Here is an 18,991-nt window from a genome sequence, read left to right as displayed (position 1 = left end):
CTCCCTATATTTAATCACGTCGATTTTTCAACACCCTTTGACAAGTTCGTCCATTCTCGGTATCATCACTAGAAGATTGAGAGGAGAAGAACGATTCCATCTCGAAAAGATACAGATACGAAGGTAGACTGTAAGGTGTAACTCCTGCTGCAGATGGCAAGAATAAGGACGAGAAAACCGATCTTATCCATCCATTTCTCTACATGCTAACATATTTAACACTTGATTTACATTCACAAGCGCGGAAAAAAAGAAGTCCCACATGGGATTGATCAAAACGTATATACATAGAATGAGGGGATCAACAATGGTACGTGGCAAACCTAGCTTCTGGTTTATATTAATCGTCTTTATGCTAGTCGGGTTCGGACTCGTGATGGTCTTTAGCGCCAGCTATTATAAAGGCATTACAGACTACGGCAACAGCTACTTTTTCTTCCGCCAACAATTAATCGCCGCAGGCATTGGTCTGTTTTTATTCTTCACCATCGGAAACATTCCATATACTTTGTACTCTCGATTCATTGGCTGGATTCTATTGGGGAGCTTAGCCCTTTTACCGCTAGTTTTTCTACCTGGGATCGGTAGCACTATTAACAACGCCACACGCTGGATCGAGATCGGCTCTTTTAGCTTTCAACCGTCTGAGCTTGCTAAATTGGGGGCTATCTTTTATACAGCCTATATTATGAGCAAAAAACAACAGCAACTGCATGATTTTCGTAAAGGGCTGCTTCCTCCTTTAATCATTATTTTTCTTTTTTGTTTCCTGATTGTAATTGAACCTGACTTTAGTACAGCCTTACTTCTGCTTAGCTCGTGTATGATCATCATCTTTTGTGCTGGAGCACGAATCAAACATCTACTCTTGTTAAGTACTATCGGTATTCCCATAATCATTAAAGTTATGATAGACGCTGACTATCGTGTAGATCGGCTTTCCGCCTTATATGACCCCTGGGTAGACCCCACAGGTAATGGATGGCAAACGATTCAATCACTCTATGCAATCGCTCCTGGCGGCTTATCTGGAAGTGGATTGGGAAACAGCATCCAAAAAATGGCTTACTTACCCGAGGCACATACGGACTTTATCTTTGCTATCGTCGCTGAAGAATTGGGGTTCCTGGGAGCTACTTTTTTGGTACTACTCTTCATCGTCTACACAGTGCTAGGGATGCGAATCGCGCTACGCACACCGGATACCTTTGGTAGTCTACTCGGTATTGGAATTGTTTCTCTTATCTCTTTGCAAGCAGTACTAAACCTTGGAGTAGCTACAGCTATTCTCCCCGTCACTGGAGTGACGCTCCCTTTTATCAGCTATGGGGGGACATCCTTAATTACTTATTTGACAGCTTCTGGAGTGTTACTTAACTTGTCTCGTTATAATCAGGCTCATTCCATTCGGTCCCGTCAATCTTCTAAGAGCAAAGTATCCATGGAGGGGTTCTAATTAACCATACTCTTGTTACCAGTGAGGACGTCTACTATATGTAGACGTCCTCACTCGTTCTCACCATCAGTATTCTTATAACAGCCCTTCGGTCGGACTACTTGCAATCGCATACGTTTTCTTCGAAATCCGTCCCGCCTCAAACCCAAGACGCCCTGCTTCTGTAGCCAGCCTCATCGCAGTGGCCATCTTAACGGGATCTTTCGCACCCGAAACAGCAGTATTAAGGAGCACACCATCCGCCCCCAACTCCATCGCCTGAGCCACGTCTGCTGGCGAACCAATGCCAGCATCTACAATAACAGGTATATCCACCGCATCTCGTAAGAGTGAGAAATAGAAAGGGTTTAATATCCCCTGTCCCGATCCTATAGGTGCTGCTCCGGGCATAATCGCATGCGCCCCCGCTTCTACTAAATGGCGCGCCAAGATGGGATCATCTGAAGTATAAGGTAAAACCGTAAATCCTTCTTCCACCAATTGTTTCGTCGCTTCCAAAGTAGCGAGTGGGTCAGGAAGAAGGGTTTTCTGATCTGCAATCACTTCCACTTTGATCATATCGCATAGTCCTGATGCACGTGCAAGTCGCGCAATCCGAACCGCCTCTTCTACTGTTGCAGCCCCTGCAGTATTAGGAAGAAGAGTAAATCGCTTTAAATCCAACTGTTCTAACAGGTTCGGTTGATCCGGATTACTCAAATCTAAGCGTCGAACAGCAAAAGTAAGCACTTCGGTCGCAGATGCTTCCACTGCCTCTTTTTGCTCTTCTAAAGAGTGAAATTTCCCAGTTCCCAAAAAGAGACGTGATGAAAATTGATGATTCCCAATTATTAGCATAATTATCCTCCTCCTACAAAATGAACAATTTCGATTTCATCCCCTGCTCGTACTTGAGCATTATCATGATGTTCTCCTGCTAATACGATGCGGTTGTGCTCCACAATTACCATGCGTTCAGATAGTGAGAGATGGTCGAGTAAGCAGGTTACTGTAACTACCTCTTTGGGAATCTCCACCTTTTTTCCATTCAGTTTAATTGCTATCATATTTCACCACCTCTCTTCTGTCAGCTCCTGTATCAACCCCGAGTCGATCCAGAGAAAACGATGATAGCACAGGGTTCTTCTTCCCCATCATCGCCTCCGCTATCCACTTGCCTGTAATGGGACTAAGTAAGATGCCATTACGAAAATGACCACATGCCAAATAGAGATTGCCAACCTCGGTTACAGGTCCCAAAAATGGCATCCGATCTGAAGAGCCAGGTCGAATACTAGACCAACTCCGCAAAAAGGTACTTTCTTTCAATGCCGGAACGAGTCGAATCGCTTCTGATAACAATAACTGTATCGCCTCTGCAGACACACCCCGTGTAAAAGTATGATGAATTTCTGTAGCGCCTACGATTACTTGTTGCTCCGCTTTAGGTACCAGGTAACACCCTTTGGAAAAATAAGTCTTATTAAATAGCGGTACAGGTACTTGTAGGGCAAGCGATTCTCCTTTAACTGGAACAATCGGTACCTTAACCCCTGCTGTACGGGCTAAGGCTGCACTCCAGGCCCCTGCTGCCAGGACAACTTGATTAGCTTCAAATGAACCTAGCGCTGTTTCCACCCCGCTAACGCTACCCTTTCGCATCAATAGCGCTTGTACCTCCATCCCCGAGTAAAACTGAACCCCCAATTGCCTCGCTCTTAGTTCCATCGCTTTTAGCCAGCGAGGTGCATGTAGTTGCACATCAAGGGGGAGCGATAAAGCTCCCTTCACTGCGCGCGATAACTCCGGTTCATCCCGCCACAGCGCATCTCCTTCACACCAGTGCGCACACTCACCTTGTCTTTGCTGCCACTGACCGCGCTCTTGTAACCTCTTTTTCTCTTCCTCATCCCATGCTAATCGAAGCATCCCTGCCCGATTTAACTCTACATCTACCCCTGTCTGCTCCCACAGCTCATGTTGGAGCTCGGGAAACATCCTTCTGCTAGCAAGACACAGATCTACCATCGGCCCTGGAAAAGACATTTCCACCTGCGCCCCCAACATACCTGCGGCTGCACTCGACGCATGGGCTCCAACGTGATCCCGTTCCATAACGGCTACCTCTGCTCCCGCTTGTGCGAGAAAGTAGGCGATGGTACAGCCAATAATCCCACCCCCTACAACGATCACTTCATGTTTCAAATCGACATCCCCTCCCCTCGTAAGCTCTTTCCCACTATCCATAAGCGGTGTGCTGCTTCTTCTATATCAGGCTGCTGAAGAATGGCTGAAATCACTGCTACTCCTGATGCCCCCGCTGCCGCTACCTCCGCAAGATTAGTAATGGAGACACCCCCGATAGCGAGCACTGGGATGGATAAAACAGTAACAAGTTGACGAAGCATATCTACTCCACGCGCTGGTAACCCCGGTTTGGATGGAGTAGCATATACATGACCAAATGTTACATAGTCAGCTCCTAGCCTTTGAGCTTCGTGGGCGGATGCAAGTGAGTGAACAGAGACCCCCAACTCCCGCACATAAGGAGAGTGGCGACGAACAAGTGGAGGTGACATCCCACGTTCTGGAAGGTGCACTCCGCACCCAAGCGCCCGTGCAATGTCAATGCGATCATTTATCAAGAGCTGTTCTTGCTTCCACCCTGTTTCAAGCAGGCGAGCTCCCAGTTGAAAGGTGAGCAGGGCTGTCTGGTGCTTCAATCTCAGTTGAAGGCGATCTACGTAAGGAGCCACAGCCTCTAAAGGCGGGAGCCTCCCCTCCTGTATACAGCGATCCGTAATAATAAGATCAATCCGCATCTTTTCACCCCTCGCCTATTGCTTTTTGCAACACAAAAAACGGCACCCAAATAGATACCGTTTGCATTAAAATCAGTGGTTAAATTAACTCCACATCCTTACGCTGGTATCATCCAGGTCAAGTTCGAAGGGTTGAGGTTATCCTCTCTCAGCTTACGCACCCCTTGTGGGAACACTATAAAATTATCTTCTTCCTCATTGTAGCAAGCTTGCTTTTCATCCGTCAATTACCAACCAAATCGGTTAGGAGGTACTTCTATCGTAAGAGGACCATATACATCCAGCTGACAAGCTAGGCGATACCCGTCTTCCACCGCATCTTCACCTAGTCTCAGCTCTTCATTCTCCCCTACTTCATTCACATTTTCCCTACCTGCAACTATTTTCACTTTACAGGTTCCACATCGTGCTGATGTGCAGTTGTAGGGAATAGGTACCGACTGCATAATCGCCTCCACCAATAACGGCGCTCCTTCGTCAACCGACACCTGATACTCTTCTCCCTTACACTTTACCGTTACTTGCGACACTCTCTTCCCTCCTCATGCTTGTGTGTAGCATTCATGCACCACCTTATTCCGATGGGCTACCTACTTACGAAATATACGCCGCAGCTGACTTGTGTTTTGTGTACGAAACCATAAATAAATCGCCAGCGGTGCGAAAATAAAAGACAAAATTAGTAGCCAGCTACCGTAATGTTCAAAAAGAGCAAACACTCTTTCCCACTGCTCTCCCAGTATAAAACCTAAGCCAATAAAAGTGAGACACCAGGTTACTGCTCCGCTATAAGCATAGAGACCAAAACGCCGGAAAGGCATATTAGAGATACCGGCGACATATGCCGTCAAATGACGAACACCCGGGATAAAATAACCAAAAAAAAGAACCCAGTTCCCATACTTTCGAAACAAGAGTTGGGTGACGCGAAACCGTCGTCTCGTCAGCATAAATTTACTCCCATGCTTTTTGACGAAGGGGTACCCTAGTTTATTACCTAAAAAATAGCTAATCGAAATACCAGATATCGAACCGCTTACTGCACTTAAATAAGTATAATAGACGATTAATTGACCCTCAGATGACAGGTATCCAACGAAAGTCATCATAATCTCATCTGGTAAGGGCAATCCGACAATTCCCAAAACCAAAAAAACATATATCCCTATATATCCATAATTAAGGAGAAAATCGATCCATGATTGTTCCATAACCCAACCCCGTTTTTTCTACATACCATTATCCCCAGAATATCATACTTTTCCGTAGTCGAAAAGGAAAAATGCCGTGTCTTGAAGGTGAACATCTGCTTTTTTGAAGATCGGGTTACGAGAAAAAGACGAAAACTCCTTTCACTTAAGAAGCATTCGTCACGAACAAAATAAGTGAGCTAATTACTTCCTCCCCGCAAATTGCGTAAATTCATCTACTTTGCGCTGGTCTAGCCCTTTAATCAGCTCTACTACAAGCCGCTTCGCCCACTCTAAATCTTTTTTACTCACCATTGATACATGACTGTGAATATAACGAGCTGCCACTCCGAGGACAATGGAGGGTACCCCACGTTTGTACATGTGTATACGACCAGCATCCGTGCCTCCGCCCGTCATCGTCTCCACTTGATATGGAATTTCGTGTTTACTGGCAGTCTCAATCACAAAGTTACGAAAACGAGTGTTTGGAATCATCGTCGCATCTAAAAAGGTAACGAGCGGGCCATTTCCTAGACGCAACTTGTCACTCCCTTCAGTGCCTGGTCCATCCTCTGCTACTCCCACATCTAAAATAATAGCAACGTCTGGATCGACTGCATACGGAGCTGTTGTTGCACCACGCAGACCCACTTCTTCCTGCACCGTCGCACCGGAGTAGACTACATTGGGATGAGAGTGAGCACGTAACTCTTTCAGAGATTCCAGCGCTAAGTAACAGCCTGCCCTATTATCAAATGCTTTACCGAGCAAGGTATCTTCATCGGCTAATATTTCAAATGGACAGATAGGAACGATGGGATCACCAATATGAATACCCCATTCTTCTACCTGCTCTTTGCTTTTGGCCCCCACATCAATATACATTTCTTTGAGGGGATATACCTTATTCCGTTCTTCTGGCGTTAAAATATGAGGGGGTTTAGAGCCAACCACACCTGTATAATTCTTGTTCTCAGTCATAATAGTAACCCGTTGTGAGAGCAGAACTTGACTCCACCATCCCCCGAGCGGAACAAAGCGAAGGTGACCACTACGGCTAATTTCCGATACCATAAAACCTACCTCATCTAAGTGACCTGCAATACAGATCGTTGGCCCTTCTTCAGCTCCTATTTTCTTACCAAAAATACTACCCATGTGATCCGTAACAACTTCCGCATCCATATTACCTAGTTCCCGCTGCACAATACGACGCACTTCTTCCTCATAACCAGGGACACCTTTCGCCTCCGTCAGTTCCTTAAGTAAAAAGTCCATCTCTTCATCTCCTTTCATCGTTAGATTATCCAGCGAAGAAGAAACTCAGTCATGCTTATCACGAGCATACGCCTTGGATTTAATCTTAGAGATAGGGACTTAGGACTTTTAATCAAACACCTAGTAAATACTCCTTACTCATACCCTTTTATTATTTAATGAATTCCTCAAGTTAATAGCAGGAAAAACCAGAATGTCTAGCTTACCTGAATGGTAACTCTTATGGACATCAGACAACACAATTATGGAACAGTCACTTCCGTTCCTGTCTCCAAGACTTCTGGTGGATCTTCAATCACAATATCATCCACACTCAATCCGCTTACAATCTCCACCTTTCCTCCGTGGGACAAGCCCGTCTTAACTTTCTTTTGCACAGCTTTCTTCTCTTGCACAAAAACAACAAACTGACCCTCCCTATCGAGGATAGCTGATTCCGGCAGACTATCCACTTCTGCTTCTCTGGTTTGGATCTCTACAATAAGGCTTGAACCGAGTTTCGCTGGTATACTCTCTTCCAATTTAATTTCCACTGGGTACTCAATCTGGCTGTCTCCAGTATCCGCTACTTTCTTTTCCGGAGTAAATCCAATCGCTGTCACTTTCCCTATCCATTCTTCACCAGGAAACACATCAGATTGTACTGTGACATGCTGTGCTTTCTTCACTTCAACTACATCCAACTCCGATATTTTGGCTTCTACCTTGAGATTCCCCATATTTGCAATAACCACAAGCGGTTCGCCCCCATCGGTTGCATCTTCTATTGAAGAAACTGATACCACCGTGCCCGAATGCTTACTCTTCACTGTTAGTTTTGTTTGCTGATTTTTCACCTGCTGCAATTGTTCCTCGGCTTTCTTCATTTCCAACTCTGCTAATTGTATCTCATGCTGAATTTGGATCTCACTTTTCCCCATTGGTCAAGTAGCTGTCACTTCTCCAGATTGTCCTTTAAGCTCTCCCGATTGTTCCATACCTTCCTTTGATTGTTTTTTGACCTCTTCTAATTGTTCGTGTAAGATAGAAAACTGAATTTTTGAACGGTCTAGGCTTAACTTCGCCTGATGTTGTTCTCCGATAAGTGCTGAATTCTCATATTGTACAAGTGTAGTTCCTTCTTCCACCTTATCCCCTACTCGTACATTTATTTTTTCTATACCCCCGAGCTCTGATTGCAAATAAACAGTCTGTTGTTCATTCGAGGTAAGTTTACCAGGGGTAATAATAGTATCCTTCATTTTCTTTGCCTTTAGACCGGTAGTCCTCACCTTTATATTTTTTCTCCATGACTTAAAACTGTAAATACTATCGACATAATCATTACGAGAACAATAACAGCCCAAATCCAAATGTTTTTATTTTTCATGGCTTCCTTCCCCCACACAGACAAAATTTTCACTTAGGTCATTAGATAGCTAATATAATAGTTGCAAACAGATTAATCACAAAAATTGTTATAAGAAATATTTTAATCCACTTATCTCTTTTCCATATGGGATGAAATAGAAGATATAAAGATGTAAAACCAAATGTTAATAAAGGGACAAGAAATGAAACAAATGAACTTATCCATAAGCCGAGTAATAAGATTAATGGTATACCAAGGTAATATATTCTTTCCATTTTAATCATTCCTTTCATTATAAATATTTAAATATAGGAGTTATTTCGGCCTCAATCATTGCGGCTATAAGGACTAAAAAAAGATTAATACAACCATAATACAAACGAATTTATTATTTCAATGATTTCGACAAAAAATACTTTTGTTAGACATTATTCAAGGGTATGCAGGATATATTTATATTAATTTATAATTATATAAAATAAATAGATATATTTATAATCTATTTGATCCCTACCCTTTCCTACTCCGAAACCATGAAAACAGCGGTTGGAAAATAGTTGAGCAGTCTCCTTTTTAATACGGTGTTTATGTGTTTATCGCCATCCAGGAAGAGCGTTTTGCTGTTCTATACAGTAAAACATACAGTAGACCGAATGTTCTTGTCCAAACCATGGCAGCCTTTTGATCCTGAAAGAACTAAACCGGCTAACTGATGAGGAGCTCATTGATGAGTTTTTATATTGACTAACATTTCATCACACTTTAGGAATTGAAGAAATTGAATCGGAAAACAGAGGGAAATCTTCAGATGAAGAAATCGCTTTTTTTATCGGATTGCCTGACTGAATCGATTCTATTAGATCACTCCTTCGATCGAATGGATCCGATGTAATCGCGAGCAATTGAAAACGATGTCTCGGGTTGAACTGATCTACACTATGAGTCGCAAAATGGTACAAGCGCTGTCGTCTCTCGATGGAATCGACATTCAGAGACCTTTGAGACCAACTTGGCGCCCTCTTATCAAAAGAAGACCCTTTATCGCTTACATACGGACGAAATCCAAACGCGTATCTATTTTCTTCTTGGGTAATCGATGGATCTCTATCCTCACACGACTTCTCTCAATACCTTACAAGACACCGAGGCTTTTGTTCATCTTTCTCGCTTGAATGGGGAACAGACGGTCGACCGCCTTCAAGGGGTATTATTTTCTTCCTGTTTATTTTCTCACACCAGGGATCCCAACTGATGATGATTCTCTATAAATAATATCCTCCAATAGGCTTTCTGAAGGGAAATCGGAGTATCACTTTTAAATCATTGACCGATGTGCAACCTTTTCATTGGTCGGCCGCTTACAACTTTTTTAATAACTAGAGTATTACATTTACAAACAAAGAGCTTACTCTCCCTGAGTAAGCTCTTTAGTCATGTTGATTTGTTAAAAAGTTATCCATGCCATCCGCAATGGCAAGCTTGTTTTCCAGATAATGAATTACATTCCCATAATAGTGAGCAGCCTCTTCTTCTTTCCCACTAGCGATAAGATCTTGATACGTGGAATAGCTCTCCTTCATCAGCTGAAAAGTACTACTAAACTCGTGGGGGGACAATATCGAAGGGCGACCGTCTCCCTCCTCTGACCAAAACATCGTATACCGTTCTCGATACGCTTCATAAGAAGAAAAATTAGGATTCATCTATATCCCTACTTTCACTGTTCATACTAACTGCTATCCTCTCCCACCCACCCTTTCCTTATTCCTTTTTACCGATTAAACTGTGCATTGGCAGATGCCTGTGCATTTCCACGTATCTCTTTTACCATCTTAGCTGCCATCAGTGCATATCCCTTACCATTGGGGTGAATTTCGTCTGCCAGCCAACTTCTTTCTGGATTAGGTGTAAGCACTTCGTCAACATCAACCACATAGCCCGTTGAATATTGGTAGACGACTTCTTTCAATCCCCGGTTCCAGATTGTTAACATATTATCACTATGATCGTAGTACGATTCTTGAGGTGAAAGTGGATTGTAAAGAGTGGTCACAATAATCGGAGCTTCAGGATTTAAGGTAGTAAGCTGGTCCATGATCGCGGTTAAATTCGTTTTAAACTCCGCCTGTATTTTAGGAAACTCTGTTAGTACCTTCATCGGATTCTTCTCTTCGAGCACCACCTTTAACAGGTCGTTGCCACCAATCGTCAATGTAATAAAATCTGCTTCCTTTACTTTCGTGGATAAGCCTGACTCTGTCTCTAAGGCAGAGCGTAATTCAGCTGATGTTTGCCCAGAGATTCCTTGATTGTCCAGTGTAACTTGTAAGTTTTCCTTCTCTAATTCCCTCTCGATATGACTCGTATATCCCTGCTCATCTTGTTCCGATCCTTTTCCCATTGCCACTGAATCTCCAATACTGAGGTAATCTACTTGTCTATGCTCCGAATTAATTTTTAATGTATTTAAAATACTTTCTTGCGCTTGATATACAGGTTCTGGCTCCTCTTTAAAAAACAGCTCCAGATAAGGCGTTGCTTGCCCTAGCCAGGTTCCTGTAATTAAGAACAAACCACTAACTCCGGCAATTAACCATTTTTTCATATCCAATTCATCCTTATAGTTATGATGTTATTTTAATTGTACCCGCTTTTCTTTACGAGAGTTTTTCATGCATATAACAAAAGATAGAATTGAGATAACAATTTAACGCAAAAAAGCAGAGGGCGCGACCCTTTAGGATCACATCCTCTGCTTCCAACCTTTTTATGTACTCGGAAAGCAAACTATAAGCCGAGTTCTGTCCTCCCAGTGGTGCACACGGCGCCAAGCGCCTCCCACCATTGGAGTGGCAATCATCTGTCTAGGCGATACATTGCTATATCGCTCAAGCGACCAACCCGGGGTCTCTGCGGGCTACAGTTGCCTCCTATAAGGAAGCTCGACCCCCTCTTAGGTCTTGCTCTAGGTGGGGTTTACCTAGCCAGTATGTCTCCATACTGCTGGTGCGCTCTTACCGCACCGTTGCATCCTTACCTGTGGAACTTACCGTTCCCATCGGCGGTCTACATTTCTGTGGCACTAGCCTTAGGGTTGCCCCCACCGGCCGTTAGCCGGCACCCTGCCCTATAGAGCTCGGACTTTCCTCCCGTGGGGCCTTGCGGCACTCCACCGGCGATTGCCTAGTTTACTTTCCGTTTAAAAACAAGCAACAGGATCTATTATAACAACTTTCACCGTTACCTGCAAGGAGAACAACTGCCACGATCGTATATACAGCTTGTTGTTCCCCACTTCCATCATCTTATACAAAACGAAACGGTTCGGTATGGGCACTAGCTGAGTAAAAAGGAATTACACCTTCCCCTATTAGATCTGTCAGCTTTGCAATCACTTTGGGGACGACCCAATGCTCAACATGATGCCCAACATCCACTAGCGAGAGCCCGAGACGCTCTGCTTCCTGGGCATCATGAAAGCCAATGTCTCCTGTAATGTATGCATCTACACCTAATCCATGTGCTTGGGGATAAAACTGACTACCCGATCCACCCACGACAGCCACGGTTTGAATGATTCTATCCTGTTTTCCAACGATGCGCACAGCTGGCAGTTGGAAAACCTGCTTACAATGCTCTGCTAATTGAGGCAGTGTCATTTTCTTGGCTAAAGATCCTACTCTACCCAAACCTTGTGCACTCCCTTTTTGTTTTAAGGGATATAAATCATATGCTACTTCTTCATAAGGGTGGGCTTCTATCATCGCTTGTACTACCGATTCTACCTTCTTTTTAGCTACGATGGTTTCGATGCGAACTTCCGGAACTCGCTCTACTTCCCCCGTTGTCCCAATAAAGGGATTAGAACCTGCACGTGGAAGAAAGGTGCCTGTACCATCCAGGTGGAACGAACAGTGACTGTAGTTCCCAATCCAACCCGCCCCTTCTTCACTAATCGACTTAAATACCTGATCACGATAATCCTGAGGTACAAAGACGACCAATTTATATAACGGTTCGTATCGTTCCGGCAGAAAAACTCGTGTATCCCGCAGTCCTAATCGCTCAGCGAGGGCATCGTTTACCCCTCCTTCTACCACATCCAAATTAGTATGGGCAACATACACCTGCAAATCGTGTTTAATTAGCTTTTGCATCAGCCTGCCTGTTGGCTCATCTGTGCGTACAGCTTTTAATGAATGAAAAAGGGGAGCATGGTGAGCAACAATCCAATTTGCCCCACATGCGAGCGCTTCATCTACTACTTCTTCTGTCACATCGAGTGTCACCATAACGCCAGTTACTTCGGTTCGGGGATCACCCACCTGCAGTCCTATTCGACTACGATCCCATTCGGCTGCCAACTCCTGTGGACACCACGACTCAAATGTACGAATTAGGTCCTCTCCTCGCCATACCATGCTTTCACACTCCTCCATGTAGATAATTGCGTGCGTATATCGTGCGCGCGTGCTTCTGCTTCTGCGGATTTTCCTCGTTGGAGTTGCTCTAGTATCCGCTCATTTTCCGCAATCAACCCTTGCAAGCGTAATACGAGCTTGGGATGAGATTGCTGCCACAAACAAGGTCCTAGTATCATAAGTTGCTTTTGCGAGAGTTGATGATGCTCGTATTGCTCCTTTCCATTTCCACGCTCTGCTACAATTATTTCATACAAAATATCTGCCTCTTCGATCAAATCCTCATCCACTACTCGCCATCCATGCTCCAATAACCAGCTCCGTACCGCCTCGCTAGCATTATTGGGTTGTAATATTAGTCTTTGTACACGTTCCAACTTTTCTTCACCTTGCTGCAAAATCTTAGCAATCAGGGCTCCACCCATCCCTGCAATCGTAATTACCTCCACTTCCCCAGGAGAGATCACTTCCAGCCCGTCCCCCAAACGGACGTCAATAAGGTCATTTTTGCAAAGCGCCTGCACACGCCCCAACGCATTCTCATATGGCCCACGACTTACCTCTCCCACGATTCCTCTTTTCACCTTCCCTGCTGCTGCAGCTGCCAACAACAGATAGGCATGGTCACCACCAATATCTGCCACTGTTGACTGGGCTGGAATATGGTTTGCAATAGTATGTAGTCGTTGTGATAACTGAATTTCGTTCCCAGAATGCATGCAACACCCTCCTCTATCTCGCTTTTTATTATAAACGAGGCACCCATCCCCATCAAACCGCATAGGCTAGCTTGTTGGAACTTATAGAGTAGAGGAGTGCTGACCATGGCAGGCTTTATTGTGATGAACCAAATCTTTAACACCAAAATTCAAGCTGTTTCTGATCCAGCTACCATCAACTTAGGTGATGTGATTAATCTCTGCCCAGAAGAAAATTCAAAATCATCAGGCGGTTCATCCCCTGTGGGTGATTTCCCCATCAATATTGACGGAGAGGTAAATATCGGGATAGATCCTGACCTCTTTGATCAGGTTGATTTTTTGTAATTTTAGAAAATATAAAACCAAATAAACCTCCCCCCTCCTGTAATCTCATTCTCATAAAAGAGAAAGGACGGTGGAAAATTCCACCGTCCTTTCTCTTTTATACACCTTGCTCTTCAAAGTAAAGCCACTCTGCAAAAAATGCATTTAGATCCTTACCCGCTACCTCACTTGCCACACGGATAAAATCTTCCGTTGAAGCTGTTTTAAATTGATACTGGTCGTAATAGGTATGCAGAATCTTCTTCACCTTCTTCATCCCAATCTCGTCTGCTAATGACCACATCATGGCTGCTGGACGAATGTACACCATCAATCCATAGATAGGATCGGGGTACTTATCTACCGGTTCCACAGAGGTAATTCCTATCTTGTCATGAATATCTTCCGTCCGCTCCGCTGCCCGCTGCAACAGTTGACGCTCGTCTTCATTCATCTTCTCTTTCATAAATAGGAATTCAGAAAAAGTGGTAATTCCTTCATCCAGCCACGGTTCATGCACTTGGTCGTTCCCCACGACACCATACCACCACTGGTGGGCCAACTCATGCGCGACCACAGAGTGAGCAGCTTTTTTACCATCCTTTGTTGGTAATTCTGGGATAGAAGTAACCAATCCAGGGTACTCCATTCCCGCAATTCCAAGCCCTGTCTCTCCTAGGATCACATCTACCTCTTCATACGGGTAAGTGCCAAATGTTTGACTAAAGTAGTCCATGCTACAAACAGCGGTATCGTGGAGCGTTTGCGATACATGCTCCATCCCCTTCAAATACCAGAGATTCACCTCTGTCTGCCCAGACTTCCCCGTGATCACTTCATAATCTTTGCTGATCATGGCGGCAAAGTCACGCACGCGTTCTTGCTTCACTTTTACTTTATTACGTGGATTTTCCGCACTACGATCGTTCGCAGTCGTGATAACCGAGTACCCTTTTGGCAAAGTAAAGGTTACGGCAAAATCGGAGATTTCACTAAAAAACGGATCCCCCGTTGTCGTATATTCGTCAGTGTGCCATCCTTGCTTATCCTTTACAGCTAACATCGGATACCACTGAGCCAAAAAGGCCGTTCCATCTACCGTATTTAGGCGTGTGCCGCCTTGAGGAATTTTTAACTCATATTCCATCTCTACCTTAACTTGAGGTAAGGCTTTTGTGCTTTCATTGATCACCTTTAGGAGTGTTCCTTTCTCCTCAGTCTTCACTTTCTTCCCATTCACTTTCACCGTAGATACCTTTAAATATCCCGCTTTTTTTGGCTTCGCATCGCTTCCCCACTTCCAATCTCTAAAAGCATTGGGGTAAAGATGAAAGTATAGTTCTTTCTCCTTTTGAAATCGTTGCGGCAAAGTAAGTGAGTAATGACCCCTTACTCTATCTTCGTTCTCGTCATAATCAGCGGTGATTACATATGTAGGTCGGTCTACACCACTGTCTTGGTATGTAACTGCCTCTACTGTGGAAGAGGCAACACAGACTGACAACAAAAATGTTATCACTAACACCCATGAAAAAGCTCGCTTCACTTCTTCTCACCCCTGCTTTGTGTTAGAAAGTCGTTCTACCTCGCTTTTTCTTTAGCCAAAGTAGAATAAGCCATTTCCCTTTGCTCATCCTCTTTAGTCTCCCATGGGCTAGGGAATTTTATTCTTTTGCCAAGACAAAAAAGCAATCCCCAAGCATAAAAGCTGAGGATTGCTGATTTTATCATACCAACTTTATAGATTTCCCCGACGCGCCTGTTCTCGCTCGATCGATTCGAATAATGCCTTAAAGTTTCCTTCACCAAACCCTCGTGAACCTTTACGCTGAATGATTTCAAAGAAAAGTGTAGGACGATCCACAATCGGATTAGTAAATATTTGTAATAGATACCCTTCATCATCACGGTCTACTAATATCTTCAGGCGACGCAATTCCTCCACCGACTCATCGATTTCTCCGACCCGTTCTTTCAAATCATCATAGTAAGTGTCTGGAGTATCCAAAAATTGAACTCCGTTTTTCTTCATCGCTTCAATCGTCTTCACGATATCTTTTGTGTAATAAGCGACATGTTGTACGCCTGCCCCGTTATAAAACTCAAGGTATTCTTGAATTTGTGACTTACGCTTCCCTTCAGCCGGTTCATTGATCGGGAATTTGATCCGACCTGTCCCATTTTGCATCACTTTCGACATGAGAGCAGAATATTCCGTGCTAATATCCTCATCATCGAAGTGACGAAGCTCACTAAAGCCAAATACTTTCTCATAGTAGGAGACCCATTCACCCATGCTCTCCACATTTCCTACCACATGATCAAAACCTTCAATCCCTGTCGGAGTGGAAGGAATCTCGAAATCTGCTTTGATAAAACCAGGTGCAAAAACCCCTTTATACCCAGTTCGTTCGATAAAGGTATGGACAGTATCACCGTACGTAGCGATCGTAGCTTTTTTTAACGTACCATATTCGTCTGTCACCTCATACGGCTCACGTACGACAATGCCCCCACGAGAAACCGTCTCCTGAAAAGCTTTCTCCACATCGGCCACCTGTAAGGCGATATCTTTCACACCATCTCCGTGCTTCATAACGAATTTGCTAATTTCATGGTCAGAAGTATAAGCCCCACTTAGCACTAATCGCAACGTGCCTTGCTCTAATACATACGATGTCTGCTCTCTATTACCTGTCTCCAGCCCGCTATAGGCAAGTGGCTTAAATCCGAAGTTCTTACAATAATAAACCGCTGCTTGTTTGGCATTACCCACATAAAATTCTAAGTAATCCACATCTAGTATTGGGAAGAAATCCCCTTCTGTCGCTGTCACTTGAGCTTGTTTTTGTTCCATCTATGATTCCTCCACTCTGAAGGTTTATATGTTTCAGATTAACCGGAATACAGTTATTCAGCAAGCACTTGCAGTATCGCCCCACCGCTTTGGTGCTGTGAAGAATTTTCTATTCTCCTACCATAGGTAGACTCCCTAACACCCAATCTCACGTGCAATAATATTTCGTTGTATCTCAGAGGTTCCTTCACCAATCTCTGTCAATTTTGCGTCGCGATAAAAGCGCTCCACATGAAAATCATGAATATAACCCCAGCCCCCGTGAATCTGTACTGCCTGATCACAGACACGGTTAGCTACTTCTGATGCAAACAACTTACACATCGATGCCTCTTTGGTAAAGGCTCTATTCTGATCCTTTAACCATGCCGCTTTGTATACCATATTGCGAGCCACTTCTATTTCTAATGCCATATCAGCCAATTTATGCTGAATCGCTTGAAATTTAGAAATGGACTGACCAAATTGCGTCCGTTCTTGCGCATACCGCAACGCCGCTTCATACGCTCCCTGCGCAATCCCTACAGCCATCGCTCCAATTCCAATTCGTCCACCGTCCAATGTAATTAAGAACTGCTTAAATCCATATCCTCTACGCCCTAAGATGTTTTCAGGAGGAATACGCACCCCTTCTAATACCAGTTCCGTTGTGTTAGAACTATGAAGTCCCATCTTATGATAGGAGTCCTTTACTGTAAATCCCGTTGTATCTGTAGGACAAATAAAAGCCGTAATCTCTTTCTTGCCCCCCTCTTCTGCGCTGATGGCAGTAAGCGCCAGAAATTTTGCATAACTGGCATTGGTAATAAATGTTTTACTGCCATTAATCTCCCATTCTCCATTTTCAAGTTTATGCGCTCGTGTTTTGGTTCCCCCTGCATCTGAACCAGCATCGGGCTCTGTCAACCCAAAAGCGCCTAAACTTTCACCCAGACAGAGCGGGGTAAGATATGTTCGTTTCTGCTCCTCTGTTCCAAAGAGATAAAGAGGAGCACCTCCTAAAGAGATATGAGCCGAATAACCAATCCCAGTAGAAGCACACACACGGCTTAACTCTTCTACTGCAATCGCAAAGCTAATCGTATCCGCACCGCCACCTCCATACTCTTCAGGAAAAGGAAGTCCCATAAGCTGTAATTGAGCCATCTTCTTATACACCTCATGTGGAAACTGTTTATCGCGATCGCGCTGCTCAGCCCCTGGTGCTACCTCATTCTCAGCAAAATCACGCATCAATTTTTTAATCATTTTTTGCTCTTCTGTCAAATCAAAATTCACATTCTCCACTCCCCTTTACATTCTCTTTGATAACGCTTACATTATATATTATAGAAGCAAGTAGGGTTTGACAGCAAGAATTTTCAGTTAAAGATTGTGATGAAAACAAATTCGGTTTGCATTATGTTTGGAAAAGGGATAAAATTGAATCACAATAAACAAACAAAAAAGCACTCTAGTGAGTGCCTCATAACAGGGTTATTCCAAAAAATCTTTTAACTGCTTACTACGGCTTGGGTGACGCAGTTTACGGAGGGCTTTCGCTTCAATTTGACGGATCCTTTCCCTTGTCACACCAAACACTTTACCCACTTCTTCAAGCGTACGTGTCCGCCCATCATCTAAGCCAAAGCGAAGACGAAGCACATTTTCTTCCCGATCGGATAAGGTGTCCAATACTCCTTTGAGCTGTTCTTTTAACAGTTCATATGCGGCGGCATCCGCTGGAGCTTGTGCATCATCATCAGGGATGAAATCACCTAGGTGTGAGTCATCTTCTTCCCCGATCGGAGTTTCCAAAGAGACTGGTTCCTGTGCAATCTTCATAATTTCTCTTACTTTTTCCGGACTGAGATCCATTTCAGCTGCCACTTCTTCTGGTAGCGGTTCACGACCTAAGTCTTGTAGCAATTGCCGGGATACCCGTATCAACTTATTGATCGTCTCTACCATATGAACCGGGATACGTATGGTACGTGCTTGGTCCGCGATCGCGCGTGTAATTGCCTGTCGAATCCACCAAGTCGCATAGGTACTAAACTTATATCCCTTGCGATGGTCAAATTTTTCTACCGCCTTGATCAAGCCCATATTCCCTTCTTGAATCAGGTCGAGAAAGAGCATACCACGCCCCACGTAGCGTTTAGCAATGCTTACTACTAAGCGTAAGTTCGCTTCTGCCAACCGCCGCTTCGCTTCCTCGTCTCCTTCCTCAATTCGCTTTGCAAGTTCCACTTCCTCTTTAGCTGACAATAGCGGAACGCGACCGATCTCTTTTAAGTACATGCGTACTGGATCATTAATTTTCACTCCAGGTGGAACACTTAGATCATCATGTAGCAATTCTTCACTCTCATCATCATTTCCTACCCGATAAGGAAGATTATCATCTCCTTCTTCGTTGGAAATCTCTACACCTTGCTCATTTAAGGAATCAAAGAATTCATCAATCTGCTGTGGTTCCTGGTCGAACGGAGACATTTTCTCCATGATATCTTTATACGAAAGAACGCCTCGCTTCTTCCCTAGCTCCACTAACTGTTCCTTCACCTGTTCTATTGTCAGATCTTGCTCCAAGTCCATGTTTTGTTCATTGGCCAATCTCTGTTCCC

Annotated in this window: 20 protein-coding genes, 1 other RNA gene and 1 riboswitch; of the genes, 2 read left to right on the top strand and 19 right to left on the bottom strand. The window is 44.0% G+C overall.

Features of this window, described 5'->3' with window-relative positions; genetic code table 11:
- Positions 1-307 precede the first annotated feature (307 nt).
- A complete protein-coding gene (gene ftsW / locus NXZ84_RS02805) occupies positions 308-1,456 on the top strand; it encodes a putative lipid II flippase FtsW (RefSeq protein ID WP_258838769.1) in 1,149 nt (382 codons plus the stop codon).
- A 75-nt stretch (positions 1,457-1,531) separates the two neighbouring features.
- Here the strand turns inward: ftsW and NXZ84_RS02800 are convergent, their stop codons facing one another.
- The 15 genes from NXZ84_RS02800 to NXZ84_RS02735 form a co-directional block, all read right to left on the bottom strand.
- Positions 1,532-2,293: a thiazole synthase gene (locus tag NXZ84_RS02800; RefSeq protein ID WP_258838768.1), complete on the bottom strand. Its 762-nt coding sequence runs from the start codon at positions 2,291-2,293 to the stop codon at positions 1,532-1,534.
- A gap of 2 nt (positions 2,294-2,295) precedes the next feature.
- The gene (gene thiS, locus NXZ84_RS02795; RefSeq protein WP_258838767.1) at positions 2,296-2,502 is read right to left on the bottom strand and encodes a sulfur carrier protein ThiS; all 207 of its coding nucleotides are present in this window, start codon (positions 2,500-2,502) and stop codon (positions 2,296-2,298) included.
- Positions 2,489-3,640, bottom strand: a complete 1,152-nt coding sequence (gene thiO, locus NXZ84_RS02790) for a glycine oxidase ThiO (protein WP_258838766.1) — start codon at positions 3,638-3,640, stop codon at positions 2,489-2,491. Before thiO ends, thiS begins: the two co-directional genes overlap by 14 nt.
- On the bottom strand, positions 3,637-4,257 hold the full coding sequence (locus NXZ84_RS02785) for a thiamine phosphate synthase (RefSeq protein WP_258838765.1): 621 nt from the start codon (positions 4,255-4,257) through the stop codon (positions 3,637-3,639). Before NXZ84_RS02785 ends, thiO begins: the two co-directional genes overlap by 4 nt.
- A gap of 78 nt (positions 4,258-4,335) precedes the next feature.
- Positions 4,336-4,432, bottom strand: a riboswitch (TPP riboswitch).
- Between the two features lie 52 nt (positions 4,433-4,484).
- Positions 4,485-4,787, bottom strand: a complete 303-nt coding sequence (locus tag NXZ84_RS02780; RefSeq protein WP_258838764.1) for a 2Fe-2S iron-sulfur cluster-binding protein — start codon at positions 4,785-4,787, stop codon at positions 4,485-4,487.
- A 60-nt stretch (positions 4,788-4,847) separates the two neighbouring features.
- The gene (locus NXZ84_RS02775; protein ID WP_258838763.1) at positions 4,848-5,468 is read right to left on the bottom strand and encodes a DedA family protein; all 621 of its coding nucleotides are present in this window, start codon (positions 5,466-5,468) and stop codon (positions 4,848-4,850) included.
- A gap of 183 nt (positions 5,469-5,651) precedes the next feature.
- Positions 5,652-6,728, bottom strand: a complete 1,077-nt coding sequence (locus tag NXZ84_RS02770; protein WP_258838762.1) for a M42 family metallopeptidase — start codon at positions 6,726-6,728, stop codon at positions 5,652-5,654.
- Between the two features lie 242 nt (positions 6,729-6,970).
- Positions 6,971-7,648 (bottom strand): efflux RND transporter periplasmic adaptor subunit, encoded by a 678-nt coding sequence (locus NXZ84_RS02765; RefSeq protein WP_258838761.1) that lies wholly within the window; start codon positions 7,646-7,648, stop codon positions 6,971-6,973.
- Between the two features lie 3 nt (positions 7,649-7,651).
- Complete coding sequence (locus tag NXZ84_RS02760; RefSeq protein ID WP_258838760.1) at positions 7,652-7,969, bottom strand: efflux RND transporter periplasmic adaptor subunit; 318 nt, start codon at positions 7,967-7,969, stop codon at positions 7,652-7,654.
- 169 nt (positions 7,970-8,138) lie between these two features.
- On the bottom strand, positions 8,139-8,354 hold the full coding sequence (locus NXZ84_RS15180) for a DUF5970 family protein (RefSeq protein ID WP_396654024.1): 216 nt from the start codon (positions 8,352-8,354) through the stop codon (positions 8,139-8,141).
- Positions 8,355-9,506: 1,152 nt separating this feature from the next.
- The gene (locus NXZ84_RS02755; RefSeq protein WP_258838759.1) at positions 9,507-9,782 is read right to left on the bottom strand and encodes a hypothetical protein; all 276 of its coding nucleotides are present in this window, start codon (positions 9,780-9,782) and stop codon (positions 9,507-9,509) included.
- Between the two features lie 68 nt (positions 9,783-9,850).
- A complete protein-coding gene (locus NXZ84_RS02750; RefSeq protein WP_258838758.1) occupies positions 9,851-10,684 on the bottom strand; it encodes a GDSL-type esterase/lipase family protein in 834 nt (277 codons plus the stop codon).
- Positions 10,685-10,854: 170 nt separating this feature from the next.
- An RNA gene (rnpB, locus tag NXZ84_RS02745) (RNase P RNA component class A) lies at positions 10,855-11,274 on the bottom strand.
- A gap of 110 nt (positions 11,275-11,384) precedes the next feature.
- On the bottom strand, positions 11,385-12,500 hold the full coding sequence (locus NXZ84_RS02740; RefSeq protein WP_258838757.1) for a Nif3-like dinuclear metal center hexameric protein: 1,116 nt from the start codon (positions 12,498-12,500) through the stop codon (positions 11,385-11,387).
- The gene (locus NXZ84_RS02735) at positions 12,476-13,219 is read right to left on the bottom strand and encodes a tRNA (adenine(22)-N(1))-methyltransferase (RefSeq protein WP_258838756.1); all 744 of its coding nucleotides are present in this window, start codon (positions 13,217-13,219) and stop codon (positions 12,476-12,478) included. The genes NXZ84_RS02740 and NXZ84_RS02735 overlap by 25 nt, the downstream gene beginning before the upstream one ends.
- Before the next feature lie 105 nt (positions 13,220-13,324).
- Here NXZ84_RS02735 and NXZ84_RS02730 point away from each other — a divergent pair, with 105 nt between their 5' ends.
- A complete protein-coding gene (locus tag NXZ84_RS02730) occupies positions 13,325-13,546 on the top strand; it encodes a spore germination protein (RefSeq protein WP_258838755.1) in 222 nt (73 codons plus the stop codon).
- 97 nt (positions 13,547-13,643) lie between these two features.
- Here NXZ84_RS02730 and NXZ84_RS02725 read toward each other — a convergent pair whose 3' ends face one another.
- From NXZ84_RS02725 to rpoD, 4 genes are all read right to left on the bottom strand, one after another.
- The gene (locus tag NXZ84_RS02725; protein ID WP_258838754.1) at positions 13,644-15,071 is read right to left on the bottom strand and encodes a M1 family metallopeptidase; all 1,428 of its coding nucleotides are present in this window, start codon (positions 15,069-15,071) and stop codon (positions 13,644-13,646) included.
- A gap of 192 nt (positions 15,072-15,263) precedes the next feature.
- Entirely contained in the window at positions 15,264-16,382 is a 1,119-nt protein-coding gene (gene hppD, locus NXZ84_RS02720; protein WP_258838753.1) for a 4-hydroxyphenylpyruvate dioxygenase, read from the bottom strand.
- Positions 16,383-16,517: 135 nt separating this feature from the next.
- Positions 16,518-17,660: an acyl-CoA dehydrogenase family protein gene (locus tag NXZ84_RS02715; RefSeq protein ID WP_258838752.1), complete on the bottom strand. Its 1,143-nt coding sequence runs from the start codon at positions 17,658-17,660 to the stop codon at positions 16,518-16,520.
- A 198-nt stretch (positions 17,661-17,858) separates the two neighbouring features.
- Positions 17,859-18,980, bottom strand: coding sequence for an RNA polymerase sigma factor RpoD (gene rpoD, locus NXZ84_RS02710; RefSeq protein ID WP_258838751.1), 1,122 nt, complete (start codon positions 18,978-18,980; stop codon positions 17,859-17,861).
- Positions 18,981-18,991 lie beyond the last annotated feature (11 nt).

The organism is Mechercharimyces sp. CAU 1602, from assembly GCF_024753565.1.
Classification (GTDB): Bacteria; Bacillota; Bacilli; order Thermoactinomycetales; family JANTPT01; genus Mechercharimyces.
Note: the sequence above shows the minus strand (reverse complement) of the source record. Positions and strands in the feature narration are given on the sequence as shown.

What these genes read in the sequence shown, in the direction of transcription:
- ftsW (WP_258838769.1), top strand. Translation starts at nt 308, where the DNA reads ATGGTACGTGGCAAACCTAGCTTCTGGTTTATATTAATCGTCTTTATG.
- NXZ84_RS02800 (WP_258838768.1), bottom strand. Translation starts at nt 2,293, where the DNA reads ATGCTAATAATTGGGAATCATCAATTTTCATCACGTCTCTTTTTGGGA.
- thiS (WP_258838767.1), bottom strand. Translation starts at nt 2,502, where the DNA reads ATGATAGCAATTAAACTGAATGGAAAAAAGGTGGAGATTCCCAAAGAG.
- NXZ84_RS02785 (WP_258838765.1), bottom strand. Translation starts at nt 4,257, where the DNA reads ATGCGGATTGATCTTATTATTACGGATCGCTGTATACAGGAGGGGAGG.
- NXZ84_RS02775 (WP_258838763.1), bottom strand. Translation starts at nt 5,468, where the DNA reads ATGGAACAATCATGGATCGATTTTCTCCTTAATTATGGATATATAGGG.
- NXZ84_RS02770 (WP_258838762.1), bottom strand. Translation starts at nt 6,728, where the DNA reads ATGGACTTTTTACTTAAGGAACTGACGGAGGCGAAAGGTGTCCCTGGT.
- NXZ84_RS02765 (WP_258838761.1), bottom strand. Translation starts at nt 7,648, where the DNA reads ATGGGGAAAAGTGAGATCCAAATTCAGCATGAGATACAATTAGCAGAG.
- NXZ84_RS02760 (WP_258838760.1), bottom strand. Translation starts at nt 7,969, where the DNA reads ATGAAGGATACTATTATTACCCCTGGTAAACTTACCTCGAATGAACAA.
- NXZ84_RS15180 (WP_396654024.1), bottom strand. Translation starts at nt 8,354, where the DNA reads ATGGAAAGAATATATTACCTTGGTATACCATTAATCTTATTACTCGGC.
- NXZ84_RS02755 (WP_258838759.1), bottom strand. Translation starts at nt 9,782, where the DNA reads ATGAATCCTAATTTTTCTTCTTATGAAGCGTATCGAGAACGGTATACG.
- NXZ84_RS02750 (WP_258838758.1), bottom strand. Translation starts at nt 10,684, where the DNA reads ATGAAAAAATGGTTAATTGCCGGAGTTAGTGGTTTGTTCTTAATTACA.
- NXZ84_RS02740 (WP_258838757.1), bottom strand. Translation starts at nt 12,500, where the DNA reads ATGGTATGGCGAGGAGAGGACCTAATTCGTACATTTGAGTCGTGGTGT.
- NXZ84_RS02735 (WP_258838756.1), bottom strand. Translation starts at nt 13,219, where the DNA reads ATGCATTCTGGGAACGAAATTCAGTTATCACAACGACTACATACTATT.
- NXZ84_RS02730 (WP_258838755.1), top strand. Translation starts at nt 13,325, where the DNA reads ATGGCAGGCTTTATTGTGATGAACCAAATCTTTAACACCAAAATTCAA.
- hppD (WP_258838753.1), bottom strand. Translation starts at nt 16,382, where the DNA reads ATGGAACAAAAACAAGCTCAAGTGACAGCGACAGAAGGGGATTTCTTC.